Origin of the sequence: Psychromonas sp. MB-3u-54, assembly GCF_002836415.1 — a bacterium.
In the GTDB taxonomy this organism is placed as follows: domain Bacteria; phylum Pseudomonadota; class Gammaproteobacteria; order Enterobacterales; family Psychromonadaceae; genus Psychromonas.
Map to the genome: position 1 here is coordinate 92,206 of NZ_PJBP01000178.1, position 13,801 is coordinate 106,006.

General features: G+C 40.4%; 13 protein-coding genes. 8 read left to right on the forward strand and 5 right to left on the reverse strand.

What is annotated here, in order from left to right:
* Positions 1–4: 4 nt before the first annotated feature.
* From waaA to rfaD (CXF72_RS16180), 3 genes are read right to left on the reverse strand one after another with little or no spacing between them, the layout of a single operon-like run.
* Positions 5–1,276, reverse strand: a complete 1,272-nt coding sequence (waaA, locus tag CXF72_RS16170) for a lipid IV(A) 3-deoxy-D-manno-octulosonic acid transferase (protein ID WP_101040551.1) — start codon at positions 1,274–1,276, stop codon at positions 5–7.
* Positions 1,270–2,325: a lipopolysaccharide heptosyltransferase II gene (gene waaF / locus CXF72_RS16175; protein ID WP_101040554.1), complete on the reverse strand. Its 1,056-nt coding sequence runs from the start codon at positions 2,323–2,325 to the stop codon at positions 1,270–1,272. Before waaF ends, waaA begins: the two co-directional genes overlap by 7 nt.
* Position 2,326: 1 nt before the next feature.
* Complete coding sequence (gene rfaD / locus CXF72_RS16180; protein ID WP_101040556.1) at positions 2,327–3,262, reverse strand: ADP-glyceromanno-heptose 6-epimerase; 936 nt, start codon at positions 3,260–3,262, stop codon at positions 2,327–2,329.
* Positions 3,263–3,516: 254 nt separating this feature from the next.
* On the opposite strand from rfaD (CXF72_RS16180), the gene CXF72_RS16185 reads away from it, so the two are divergent.
* A complete protein-coding gene (locus tag CXF72_RS16185) occupies positions 3,517–3,765 on the forward strand; it encodes a hypothetical protein (RefSeq protein ID WP_101040558.1) in 249 nt (82 codons plus the stop codon).
* A 158-nt stretch (positions 3,766–3,923) separates the two neighbouring features.
* Here CXF72_RS16185 and CXF72_RS16190 read toward each other — a convergent pair whose 3' ends face one another.
* Positions 3,924–5,150 (reverse strand): O-antigen ligase family protein, encoded by a 1,227-nt coding sequence (locus CXF72_RS16190; RefSeq protein ID WP_157823279.1) that lies wholly within the window; start codon positions 5,148–5,150, stop codon positions 3,924–3,926.
* A gap of 87 nt (positions 5,151–5,237) precedes the next feature.
* Positions 5,238–6,182, reverse strand: a complete 945-nt coding sequence (gene rfaD, locus CXF72_RS16195) for an ADP-glyceromanno-heptose 6-epimerase (protein ID WP_101040561.1) — start codon at positions 6,180–6,182, stop codon at positions 5,238–5,240.
* 373 nt (positions 6,183–6,555) lie between these two features.
* Between rfaD (CXF72_RS16195) and glpE the strand changes: the two genes are divergently transcribed.
* From glpE to rbsB, 7 genes are all read left to right on the forward strand, one after another.
* Complete coding sequence (gene glpE / locus CXF72_RS16200; protein ID WP_101040563.1) at positions 6,556–6,858, forward strand: thiosulfate sulfurtransferase GlpE; 303 nt, start codon at positions 6,556–6,558, stop codon at positions 6,856–6,858.
* Between the two features lie 120 nt (positions 6,859–6,978).
* Positions 6,979–7,329 (forward strand): DUF6572 domain-containing protein, encoded by a 351-nt coding sequence (locus CXF72_RS16205; RefSeq protein WP_101040565.1) that lies wholly within the window; start codon positions 6,979–6,981, stop codon positions 7,327–7,329.
* Positions 7,330–7,602: 273 nt separating this feature from the next.
* Positions 7,603–9,606, forward strand: coding sequence for a transketolase (tkt, locus tag CXF72_RS16210; RefSeq protein WP_101040567.1), 2,004 nt, complete (start codon positions 7,603–7,605; stop codon positions 9,604–9,606).
* A gap of 317 nt (positions 9,607–9,923) precedes the next feature.
* On the forward strand, positions 9,924–10,340 hold the full coding sequence (rbsD, locus tag CXF72_RS16215) for a D-ribose pyranase (RefSeq protein WP_101040569.1): 417 nt from the start codon (positions 9,924–9,926) through the stop codon (positions 10,338–10,340).
* A gap of 26 nt (positions 10,341–10,366) precedes the next feature.
* The gene (gene rbsA / locus CXF72_RS16220) at positions 10,367–11,872 is read left to right on the forward strand and encodes a ribose ABC transporter ATP-binding protein RbsA (protein ID WP_101040571.1); all 1,506 of its coding nucleotides are present in this window, start codon (positions 10,367–10,369) and stop codon (positions 11,870–11,872) included.
* Complete coding sequence (gene rbsC, locus CXF72_RS16225; RefSeq protein ID WP_101040573.1) at positions 11,869–12,843, forward strand: ribose ABC transporter permease; 975 nt, start codon at positions 11,869–11,871, stop codon at positions 12,841–12,843. The genes rbsA and rbsC overlap by 4 nt, the downstream gene beginning before the upstream one ends.
* A gap of 70 nt (positions 12,844–12,913) precedes the next feature.
* Positions 12,914–13,792, forward strand: coding sequence for a ribose ABC transporter substrate-binding protein RbsB (gene rbsB, locus CXF72_RS16230; protein ID WP_101040575.1), 879 nt, complete (start codon positions 12,914–12,916; stop codon positions 13,790–13,792).
* Positions 13,793–13,801: the final 9 nt, after the last annotated feature.

A 13,801-nucleotide genomic window follows, 5' to 3' on the forward strand; every position in this document is an offset into this window, starting at 1 on the left:
GCAATTACGTTAACTGCAATTGCTGCAATGTTTTTAAAATCGCCCCTTGATTTTGTTGGACAATCTTGAGGGCAGATTGACCTTGTTGTTGCAGTTTTTCGCTATTGCTAAATAAGCTGATAAGTTGTTCGGCTAACTCATTAGCATTATGGATAATAGTAGTAGCGTCCGCGTTATTTAATTGTTTGGTGATCTCTGTAAAATTAAAATAACTTGGGCCTGTCAGGCTAGGTATACCCAAAGCAGCTGGTTCGAGTAAGTTATGTCCCCCCACTTTATCCCCTATTAAACTGCCACCCATAAAGCAGATATCTGCAGCGCCAAGTAAAATTAACATTTCGCCCATGGTATCTGCTAAATAGACTTGTGTATTCGCAGTAATTTTATTTTTCATACTGCGTTTAATAACACTAAAATAATTGCGCTGACACAGTAATAATACTTCATTAAACCGTTCAGGGTGGCGGGGTACAAGTATCAGCAATGCGTTCGGAAAGGTTTGTAATACTTTCTTATGAGCCGCTAGTACTTGTTCATCTTCTCCCTGATGGGTACTTGCCGCTATCCAAATAGGGTGCTGAGTACCGAGCTCGGATCGAAGTGCCCTGGCAGCATTTTTTACTTGTGGCGTTATCTCTATATCAAATTTTATTGAGCCTGTGACATGCACTTTATCCGCATTAATTCCAAGCTCTGTAAAACGCTTTGCATCATCTTGATGTTGGCAAAGTATTTTACTAATATTTCCAGCTAATAGATTAAAAATAGCGGGGAACTTTGCGTATCGATCTGCTGAACGCTGAGAGAGGCGGGCATTGATAATAACAATTGGAATCAGTTTTTTAGCAACATTATGCAGGGTATTTGGCCAAAGCTCGGTTTCCATAATTAATAGTTGCCTTGGTTTGATTTTTTTGAGAAATCCTTTGACTGCAAAATTAAAATCAAGGGGCATATATCTATGCTCCACAAGAGGAATTAATTTTTTTGCTTGCTCAGCCCCGGTACTGGTCGTTGTGGTAAGTACGATAAGTAGCTCTGGCATTTGTTTTTTTAGTGCTCGGATCAGCGCTGTAACCGCGATAACTTCTCCGACAGAGACTGCATGGATCCATATTGGTTGTACGCTTTGATTGTTCAGTTTTGGAGTCTGACCAAAGTGCTCTTTCCAGCGTTTACCAACACTGGGTTTCCCCTCTTTTCTTTTATATAGTTTATAAAGAAAGAAGGGGGCAATAAGTATTAACAGAGCAGAATAAATAAATCGTATTAACATGTTGCGACTTTAATTGCGTTGAGCTTTTGAATACTGAGTAATACCTGTTTCGGCTGTAATTCAGTAAGGCATTTTAGGTGGCCAAATCTACAAGTACGTTTAAAACAGGGGCGACAGCCGATATCGGTATGGGCTATTTCCACTGCCTTTGCCAAAGGAGGTGTATATCTTGGTGATGTCGAGCCATAAACAGCCACTACGCGACAGCCAACGGCTGCTGCTATATGCATTAAACCTGAGTCGTTACTAACGACAGTTTGGCAGGCCGCTAGCAAATCAACGGCTTCAATAAGGTTGGTTGTACCGGCTAAATTGTAAACGGCTTGCTGGTTTGAAACTGCAACTAGGCTTTTTATTTTATCGGTGACTAAGGCATCTTTTGCCGAGCCAAATAAAAAAACTTGATAACCCTGATTGATCATCTCATTGGCAACTTTGGCATAATGCTCTTCCGGCCAGCGCTTAGACGGACCAAATTCAGCGCCGGGGCACAAACCTAAAATAGGCTTATTTTGATTTAAGTTAAACTTTTTAAGTGCTTGTAATTGTTTATCCGCATCAATAAATAAAGAGGGTTTTGCAAGGTTATCGAGTCCTCCCAAGCTGGCTGAATCTTGCATCTGTTTTTTAGGAAAGGCTAATGCAACATAACGTTCAACCATATACTGAAATGATTTTTTATTTGGCCGTAGATCGTTTAATAGCCCGTAACGCATTTCTCCTTTCCAGCCTATACGTTTGGGTATCTTAGCAAAAAAAGGGATCAGTGCAGATTTTGCCGAATTGGGTAAAATATAAGCTTGATCATACTGCTCCCCAGACAATGCTTGACCAAGTTTTCTGCGCTCAAAAAAAGAGAACTGTCCATGTGTTAAGGGCATTTCAATAGCGTTATTAACCTCTGGCATGCGATCAAGAATAGGCTTGCACCATGCTGGTGCCATAACATCAATAGTAGCCTTTGGATGTTTATTTTTTAATGTAATATAGAGACTTTGTGACATCACCATATCACCGACCCAAGAAGGGCCGATAATTAATATTTTCATCTTATTTATTCAACCAAGCCATATATTCAGCAGTACCTTGTGCAACAGACTTGAAAGCACCTTTATAACCCGCTGCCCGCAAGTTGGTTAAATCAGCTTCAGTGAAACTTTGGTAGCGACCTTTTAAATGTTCAGGAAAGGGAATGCGTTCAACTTCACCCTTCTGGTGATAAGCGACAACGGCTTTACCAACCTCTAAAAATGATTCTGCTTTACCTGTGCCGAGGTTATAAATGCCTGAAACATTATTATCAAAGAACCATAGGTTTACTTTGCAGACATCGCCGACATAAACGAAATCACGTTTATGCTCTCCTTCAAATAATTTGGCATTTTCACCGGCATTAAGCTGGTTATTCAGATGGAATGCAACGCTTGCCATACTGCCTTTATGCTGCTCGCGCGGGCCGTAGACATTAAAGTAACGAAAACCAACAAGTTGCGGCAGTGTTTCATTATGGGCTTTGGCATCTTCCCAAATACGCCGCACATATTGATCAAACTGGAATTTAGAGTAACCGTAAACGTTTAACGGTTTCTCATATTTTAATTCTTCTTTAAAAGTATCATTACCACCATAGGTTGCGGCAGATGAAGCGTATAAAAACGGAATATCACGCTCAATACAGTAATGCAGCAGATCTTTAGAATATTCATAATTATTGTCCATCATGAATTTACCGTTCCACTCGGTAGTTGCTGAGCAGGCACCTTCATGGAAAATCGCTTCAATATCACCAAAATCTTGGCCGGAGACAATTTGGGTAATGAATTCATCTTTATCCATATAATCCATGATTTGCAAATCAACCAGATTAACGAATTTGGTACCGTCAGTTAAATCATCAATAACGAGAATATCCGTAATACCACGTTGATTAAGGGATTTGACAATATTGCTGCCGATAAAACCTGCGCCACCTGTAACTATAAACATGTTTTCACCTCTGCATGGAGTCTAATTAATATGAAAAATTAATGATAAAAATTGTTATGATTATACCATGCAATTATTTAAAGTGGCATCTCAACTTAGACCTGTAAGTTCATATACACCCAAACTGTTTGAAGATGTGTATCCAAATAGTTTGGGTGTATATATTTACCTTAATTATTAGTGGATTAGATCTTAATATTGTTGAACAGATTTATTAGGTGGTTTAGAGCTGGATCAGCTTAAAGTGAAAATATGTGGCCATCGCAATGATATTCCGATACTTATTCAAGCGGGTACCTGAAATTATTGACCATCTTGAAAATGGATTATTGTTCAATGTATTTAGTCCTCAACACTTTTCTAAACAGATTCAATTATTGAATTTATCTAAAGAATTAAAAGAAAAATTGGCATTTAAGGAGCAGCAAAAAGCATTACAGTGCTTTGAAAAGGAAAAACAATTTTTAGCATTTAAAGAAAAGTTATTAAATTTAGAAGACTGAAAGATCGCAATTTTTTGAAAGTTTCCCTAATTTAAAAAGGCTATTGGTACGTTTTTGGGCTGAGAAATATTTTTAGCCCGAAGCCGATCATGATTTTAAAGCCGTGAACTAAAACTACGGGTTTTTGACCGGACTTTAGTCTATAAATTCGACCTGCTCTACTTTAAGTCGGTGGGGGTTGATAGTGAATTGTCATTTTCGTTATACAGCATGGCGTAGAAAATGATGGTAAACATTAAATATTGCAGCATGCCTGAATGATGATTAATATAGTTCTGGGTAAGACAGTAGCCCATAACCAGGATTATATGTGCTACTCCTAACTGAGTAAAAATATCATGTTTAATATTACCTCTGCGTAGGAAAAAATACATAGGCACAAGAAAGAAAGCCATTAAAGCGGTTAAACCGATAATACCTTTAATAGACAATTCTTCAATAAAACTATTATGTAAGCGATTGAAGCGCAGAACAATCGGATCAACCAAATTATTATCAACTAATGCTTGATTAAAGCTTTGCCTATTCTGGTAACCAATACCAAAAATGGGCTTAGCCGTAAAAGCATATAGACCACTTTTCCACATTTCGATGCGCGCGCCCGTTGAGGTGTTGGCGTTATTTTCTTCGCTAAACTGGTTGAAATTGTCAAGCGCGAGATTTACGCGGGGTGCTACCGTTTGATAGGAAATCACTCCAATAACTATGCTAAAAAAGATCATGCTGATGGCAATCTTTTTCGATATTAAATGACGATTGATAATTAAGAATCCAAGCATCACAAAGGGGCTCAGCAGCCAGCCCCCTCTGACGCCTGATAGCAGACTGGCCAGTATGCCGAGGATCGCGCAAACTAAGGCAAGTAAAGCTAAGTGTTTGTTTTTTTCTTTGAGGTAATGTACGGCTATCAGCAAAGAAAAAACACCTAAAGACATGGCCATATCACCCGCTTGAATCACCATATATTCAAAAGCCATAAATGCACGGATATGTAATATTTGAGTGTGGTATAAAGCAATTAACCCGCTAAGGAATGAGCCGACTAGTATCCCCCTAAATACCCACTCTTTTTTGGGGGGGGAGCTTAATAAAAAAATTAATGCCGGGAGAATAAGAATAGTGCGGCTGGGCATATCCATATTACTGGTTTTTCCTCCATACCAATAGACAGATAAAGCGGTTACAAAAAAATAACCACTTAATGCCAACCCTATTTTATAAACGTCTGAAGGTAGTTTGTGCTTAAGCGTTATAGGTAAAGCTAATAACGACACTAAGCAGAGTGTGATGGCAATATATGAATAACTTTTCCCTGATAATAATAATGTTGCAGAGAACAGAAAAATTAGCGCGTTACTAATCAAAGGAAGTTTTCTATGGAGCATTTGTTTTCTCAATAATTGATCTGTTATTAACTGATAAATTTGTGTTTTCAGCAGCACGCTGTTATTTTTCGTTGTTAGTTACCATGGTTATTTATTGCTATTATTTATTTCAGATAAATAAAGTGCAACACCTTCCGCTACTGACTTAAACTCACTATCATATCCCGCTGCCCGCAGGTTGGTTAAATCAGCTTCTGTGAAACTTTGGTAGTGGCCTTTTAAATGTTCAGGGAAGGGGATACGTTGCACTTCGCCTTTCTGGTGATAAGCAACAACGGCTTTACCTACTTCAAGGAAAGATTCTGCTTGCCCTGTGCCCAGATTATAAAGACCTGAAACATTGTTATCAAAGAACCACAGGTTTACTTTGCAGACATCACCGACATAAACGAAATCACGTTTATGCTCGCCTTCAAAAAGTTTGGCATTTTCACCGGCATTTAGCTGGTTATTGAGGTGGAATGCAACGCTTGCCATACTGCCTTTATGCTGCTCGCGCGGACCGTAGACATTAAAATAACGAAAACCAACAATTTGCGGCAGTGTTTCATCATGCGCTTTGGCATCTTCCCAAATACGACGCACATATTGATCAAACTGGAATTTAGAGTAACCGTAAACGTTTAACGGTTTTTCATATTTTAATTCTTCTTTAAAAGTATCATTACCACCATAGGTTGCGGCAGATGAAGCGTATAAAAACGGAATATCACGCTCAATACAATAATGCAGCAGATCTTTAGAATATTCATAATTATTGTCCATCATGAATTTACCGTTCCACTCAGTGGTCGCTGAGCAGGCGCCTTCATGGAAGATAGCTTCAATATCACCAAAATCCTGGCCGGAGACAATTTGGGTAATGAATTCATCTTTATCCATATAATCCATGATTTGCAAATCAACCAGGTTAACGAATTTTGTACCGTCAGTTAAGTCATCAACAACCAGGATATCGGTGATACCACGTTGATTAAGGGATTTGACGATATTGCTGCCGATAAAACCTGCACCACCTGTGACTATAAACATCTTTTTACCTCTTAATGGGAATATTAAAAAATCAATCAAAAAAATAGTACAGATTATACCATGCAATTATTTAAAGTGGCATCTCAACGTGGGCGAATTAAGCCGTGTAGCTTGATAATATCAAAGGGTTCCCTATAAATATTATCAATCTCGGTTTTCCTCTTTTAGAAGACACTTTCAGTGTTAATGCTTAAGTTAACTATCAAAAATCATCATATATTTTAAATCATTCATAAAAGTAACTAAGAGATGACGGTCAAAAATAAACGGCTAACGGATAACTATTTATCCGGCATGTAAATGAAATGTTGCAACTATTTAAGACTATTTGTTAGATTAAGTCTGTACAAGTTACTTTTAATAGGAAAAAATTATGTCAGGCTATCAGTTAATTAATGCTCTTGATGCGAAACAACGCTCACTAAAAGAAAATATTCAACTCGTTGATATTCGAGATTCCAACTCCTTTGATACAGCGCATGCAGAAGGCTCTTTTCACCTCACTAACGATACCATCGCTGACTTTATAAAAGATGTCGAGATTAATAGGACAATATTTGTCATCTGTTACCATGGCAATAGCAGTAAAGGTGTTGCACAATACCTTTGTGATCAGGGTTATTTAGATGTGTATAGTGTTAATGGTGGATTTGAGGGTTGGCAGCTTATTGAGTAGCAGGAATAACCTAATAGAAAATCTTCTTATTTTATATTAGGTTACGCGGCTTAAAGTCAATGCTGGCGGTTCAAAATCGTTCTAAATTATTTAACTGTTATTTTAGAGAAAGGCAAAAAGATGAGTGTAGTTGATACCGATGTTATTGATGCAATTGGGCTGGAGAAAGAAGCGCAGCGGGTTTTTTTAAGTATTATAGATGCTCTGGTGTGGGATGCTGAAAATGTACACCTTTATACGCTTCAGGAAAAAATCAATACTTACCTGCATTTTATTGAATCGGGCGAATTAGATAAAGCATTACCCGACGGCAAAGGTTTTGATATTGCCATTGAGCTCATTTTAAAACATATGCCCAGCGATCAAGCCGTTACCTTTTTTGATAAAACCACGCAAATATTGCTCGATAAAGGTATTATTTTTGTTTTTGGACCGAATCGGAATAGCGGTTATGTGGAACAGCAAAGTTAATATTTTTTTTGACTTTATTATAAAAAATATTAAAAAAGCGACCTAAGTCGCTTTTTTTTAAAAATGATGGCCTGCTGCATAGCAGGTTATGGAGCGTCCACTGTGATTTTACGCCTCCGGCAAAAAATGATAAATATTTTTTAAAAATATGCACGCAATTGTCATCTTTTTCATTGCCAGTACCCCCCAATATTTGGGATAATCGCGGCGCTCTACACCAGATCACTAAATTTTCAGCAATTGAACTCAATTACAACCTATCAGGAGAAAGACATGCCACCTCGTAAAGAGCTAGCTAACGCGATTCGTGCACTCAGTATGGATGCCGTACAAAAAGCCAATTCAGGTCACCCTGGAGCTCCAATGGGGATGGCTGATATAGCCGAAGTCCTTTGGCGTGATTTCTTAAAACATAACCCAACTAACCCGCAATGGGCCGATCGTGACCGTTTTATTCTGTCTAATGGCCATGGATCAATGCTGATCTACTCGCTACTGCATTTAACCGGTTATGCACTGTCAATTGAGGATCTTAAATCTTTCCGTCAACTGCATTCTAAAACACCTGGACATCCGGAATATGGTTACGCACCGGGTATCGAAACAACAACGGGTCCGTTAGGCCAAGGTCTGACTAATGCTGTGGGTATGGCGATTGCTGAGAAATCATTAGCGGCGCAATTTAACCGTCCAGCGCACGATATCGTCGATCATTTTACTTATACTTTCCTAGGTGATGGTTGTTTAATGGAAGGGATCTCACATGAAGCATCCTCATTAGCGGGCACCTTAGGACTCGGAAAACTGATTGCATTCTGGGATGACAACGGTATTTCAATCGACGGTAACGTTGAGGGCTGGTTTACGGATGATACACCGGCACGCTTTAAAGCATACGGTTGGCATGTGATTTCTGTTGATGGTCATAACAGCGCCGAGATTAAAGCGGCGATTGAAGCGGCTCAAGCTGAAACCGCAAAACCCACTATGATTTGTTGTAAAACTGTTATTGGTTTTGGCTCTCCGGCTAAACAGGGTACACATGACTGTCACGGTGCGCCACTTGGAAAAGACGAAATCATCGCTACACGTAAAGCATTAGGCTGGAACTACGGCGATTTTGAAATTCCTGAAGATATTTATGCCGGTTGGGATAATAAAGAACAGGGACAAGCCCTTGAAAATTCATGGGATGATAAATTTGCCGCATACGCAACTGCATTCCCGGAATTAGCGGCTGAATATAAGCGTCGTATCAACGGTGATATGCCAAGCGAGTGGGAAGTTAAATCTACCCAGTATATCGAGGAATTACAAGCGAGTCAGGCGAATATCGCAACTCGTAAAGCATCACAAAATTGCATCGAAGCATTTGGCGCAATGTTACCTGAATTATTAGGTGGCTCTGCCGATTTAGCACCTTCTAACCTGACTATGTGGTCTGGTACTAAAGCTATTACCGCCGATGACGCATCGGGCAACTACCTACACTACGGTGTACGTGAGTTTGCAATGTCTGCCATTGTTAATGGTATTGCTCTGCATAAAGGTTTTGTACCTTATGGTGCAACCTTCTTAATGTTTATGGAATATGCACGTAACGGTTTACGTATGTCGGCATTAATGAAGCAGCGTGCGATTCAGGTATTTACCCATGACTCAATCGGTCTGGGCGAAGATGGACCAACCCATCAGCCCGTTGAGCAGATTGCCAGCTTGCGTTTAACCCCTAATATGAATACTTGGCGCCCTTGTGACAGCGTAGAATCTGCAGTTTCCTGGAAATCAGCCATTGAGCGTTTAGATGGTCCGACATCACTGGTCTTCAGTCGTCAAAATCTACAACCTCAGCCTCGTGATGCACAGCAACTTAGTGATGTCGCTAAAGGTGGTTACGTGTTACTTGAAAGTAAAGAGTTTGACGCTGCAAATCCAGCGTCGATTATGCTGATTGCAACGGGTTCTGAAGTACAACTTGCTGTTGAAGCCTACAACGAATTAACTGCACAGGGTAAAGCGGTCCGTGTTGTATCTCTTCCTTGTACTGATATTTTTGAAATACAAAGCGCCGAGTACAAAGAGTCTGTTCTACCAGCTGCAGTTACTAAGCGTCTGGCGATAGAAGCAGGGATTGCTGATTACTGGTACAAATATGTCGGCTTAAACGGCAAAGTTATCGGTATGACCACCTTTGGTGAGTCAGCACCCGCTGAACAGTTATTTAAAATGTTTGGTTTCACTGTAGAGAATGTAGTGGATACAGCTAAAACTTTATAAGGCTTTCTAATCAACCTGACTGATTAGAAAAATAAAAACCGCGTTTATCGCGGTTTTTTTGTTTTAAGCGTTTACCAGCTCAATAATAGACCCCTTTTCTAAATCACAAATTGAATGCCTGCCACAGGAAATATTCAGCCTTTCTGTCAGATCCCAGTCACATATTTACTTTAATTAAAGTGCAAAGTATCCCATTCTGTTTTAAATTGACGCCATCGAAACGTTTGCGCAATCGTTTCGCTTACGGAAGTCACAAAACAATAATATTGAATATATTAATAATCTTAAATAGACAATGCATTATCAAGGCGAAGTCCATGAAAAAAACCGCACTCCTTAACGCCGAATTATCTTACCTTATAGCTTCACTAGGACACTTTGATGAAATAACTATCTGTGATGCGGGGCTGCCCATTGCACACGATACACAGCGAATTGATCTTGCCTTAACCCATGGCGTACCTGCATTTATTGATACGGTTCGCGTGATATTAAGTGAAATGCAAATTACGGGCGTTCTGTTAGCTCGTGAATTCAAACAAGTCAGTCCTGATTTACACCGGGCATTAATTGAACTTGTCGAACAGGAAAAGCTTGCTGGCGGTGAGATCGATCTTACCTATATCAGTCATGAAGACTTTAAGAAAAGAACACATAACAGCATCGCTGTGGTTCGCACGGGTGAATGTACAGCTTATGCCAATGTTATCTTCCAATCTGGTGTGGTTTTTTAGTTACAAATAATGATTAAGGAGCTGAGATGGATCAGCCAATTTTAGCACTAAAAGGCATTCATAAATCATTCCCTGGCGTAAAAGCCCTTGATAATGCGTGTTTAAATGTTTATCCCGGTAAAGTCATGGCTTTATTAGGGGAAAATGGTGCGGGTAAATCAACGTTAATGAAAGTATTAACCGGTATTTACGCGCTTGATCAAGGTGAAGTGCGTTATCAAGACCGGAAGGTTAATTTTGCCGGACCGCGTGAGTCACAGGAGGCGGGCATTGGTATTATTCATCAGGAGTTGAACCTGATTCCGGAATTAACCATTGCCGAAAATATTTTTCTTGGCCGCGAAATAACCAATGCATTTGGCGGTATTAAGTGGTCTGTTATGTTTGATGCAGCGGATGCTTTGCTGCAGCGTTTAAATGTAAAACATAAATCCTCGCAGCTACTCGGGGATCTTAGTCTCGGTGAGCAGCAGATGGTTGAAATAGCAAAAGCACTGTCGTTTAAATCCAACGTTATTATTATGGATGAGCCGACGGATGCATTAACCGATACGGAAACGGCGTCTCTGTTTAAAGTGATTAACGAACTACGCGATGCGGGTTACGGCATTGTGTATATCTCCCATCGTTTAAAAGAGATCTTTGAGATTTGTGATGATATCACCGTGTTACGGGACGGAAAATTTATTACAGAGCGCAAAGTGGCTGAGATAGATGAAGACACTCTAATCGAATTAATGGTTGGACGCCGATTGGATGAGCAGTATCCGCGTATAGACAGCAGCCATGGTACAACCTGCTTGGAGGTGAAAAACTTATCGGCTGCTGATGTTCATAATGTGAGTTTCACCCTTAATCACGGTGAAATATTGGGTGTTTCAGGTTTAATGGGGGCGGGGCGCACTGAATTGATGAAGGTGATTTATGGCGCATTAAAACGCGACTCTGGTGAACTGCTTTTAGAAGGCACTCCTATTCACCCTCGCAATCCTCAGCAGGGGCTTGCTAATGGTATTGCTTATATCTCCGAAGACCGTAAAGGTGACGGACTGATTCTTGGATTATCCGTTAAAGAAAATATGTCTCTTTGTGCATTAAAACAATTCTCCAAAGGAATACAGCTGGACCATCATGCTGAAACGATGGTCGTTGAAGACTTCATCGGTTTATTTAATATTAAAACCCCGTCAAAAGATCAAATTATCGGCAATTTATCCGGCGGTAATCAGCAAAAAGTCGCGATCGCTAAAGGGTTGATGACCAGACCAAAAGTGTTGATCCTTGATGAACCGACTCGCGGTGTGGATGTCGGTGCTAAAAAAGAGATCTACCAACTTATTAACCAATTTAAAGCGGAAGGCATGAGTATTATTCTCGTGTCTTCTGAAATGCCCGAGGTACTGGGTATGAGCGATCGTATTATTGTAATGCATCAAGGTCGAATCAGCGGTGAATTTAACCACGCAGACGCTGATCAGGAAAAACTAATGGCTTGTGCTGTTGGTAAAATTAGCAACGAGGTAACAGCATGAACAACAAAGTGATAGAGACACAACACAAGAGCAAGCTGTTCAATAAAGAATGGCTTATTGAGCAGAAATCCCTGATTGCATTAATTTTGCTGATCACCGTTGTGGCATTTATGAATGAATATTTTTTTACGGTTAATAATCTGCTTAATATTCTCCGTCAAACCTCGGTAATCGCTATTATTGCGGCAGGCATGACATTAGTAATATTAACTGCCGGTATCGATTTAAGTGTGGGTTCTATTCTTGCTTTATGTGGTGCCTTTGCCGCCAGTATGATCAGCCTGGAAATACCTATTTTCATTGCCGTCCCCATTTCATTATTAGGCGGGGCGCTGCTCGGCTGTGCAACGGGGGGGATAATTGCCAAAGGAAAAGTACAAGCCTTTATTGCAACTCTGGTAACCATGACCTTACTCCGTGGGGTGACTATGGTATACACCGATGGCCGCCCGATTTCGGCCGGGTACACCGATGTTGCGGATAATTTTGCCTGGTTTGGAACGGGTTATGTGTTTGGTATTCCGGTACCGGTTTGGATCATGATTGCGGTTTTTGCCGCCATCTGGTATCTGCTCAATCACACCCGTTTTGGCCGTTATGTTTATGCCTTGGGCGGCAATGAGTCAGCAACACTCTTATCCGGAATAAATGTCGATCGCGTTAAGATCGGTGTTTATGCCATTTGCGGATTATTATCGGCGCTTGCCGGGATCATTATTACGTCGCGTTTATCCTCGGCACAACCCACAGCCGGCATGGGCTATGAGTTAGATGCTATTGCTGCGGTGGTGGTCGGCGGGACAAGTTTAGCGGGTGGTAAAGGACGGATTATGGGCACTCTGATCGGCGCTCTGATTATTGGCGTTTTAAACAATGCATTAAACCTAATGGACGTATCATCCTACTTTCAGATGATTGTTAAAGCGCTGGTCATTCTGCTGGCTGTACTGGTCGATAATAAACACAAATAAAATTTTATTTTACCCCCCGCGGATGTTGAAAAACGCCGTAATATTATTAACAAAAGCAAAGGAACATAACATGAAAAAATTTACTAAACTGATTTCCGCAGCTGTTATTTCAGCTTCTTTCAGTGCCGGTGCGATGGCTCAAGATACTATCGCTATGGTTGTTTCAACCTTAAATAATCCCTTTTTTGTGAGCATGAAAGAGGGAGCCGAGGATAAGGCAAAGGAATTAGGCTATGAGCTGATTGTGCTTGATTCACAAAATGATCCCAGCAAAGAGTTATCAAATGTTGAAGATCTTGTTGTTCGAGGCGTAAAAGCTATTCTAATCAATCCGACTGATTCCGATGCGGTGACTAATGCGATTCGCATTGCTAATCAAGCTGATATTCCGGTGTTAACACTCGACCGTGGTGCTGCAGGTGGTGATGTTGTTACTCATATTGCATCTGATAACATAGCCGGTGGCGAAATGGCCGGTAAATTTATTAATGATAAAATCGGTAAAAATGCCAAAGTTGTACAGCTCGAAGGTATTGCCGGTACGTCGGCTGCACGTGAGCGTGGTGAAGGATTCATGAAAGCTGTTAGCACCTACAAGATGGACTTGTTAGCCAGCCAACCTGCTGATTTTGACCGTACCAAAGGTCTGAATGTAATGGAAAATCTGCTTGCCTCTAAGCCTGACACTCAAGCTGTATTTGCCCAAAATGATGAAATGGCATTAGGGGCTATTCGTGCCGTACAGGCATCGGGTAAGAAAATATTAGTAGTCGGTTTTGATGGAACAGAAGGTGGTATTGCGGCTGTAAAACGTGGGATGCTTGGGGCTACTATTGCTCAACAACCGCGTCTGATTGGTTCTCTCGGTGTTGAATCTGCAGCAAAAGTACTTGAAGGTGAAGCTGTCGAAAAATACATTCCAGTGTCGTTAATGATGATTGTTAAATAATTTTAAATG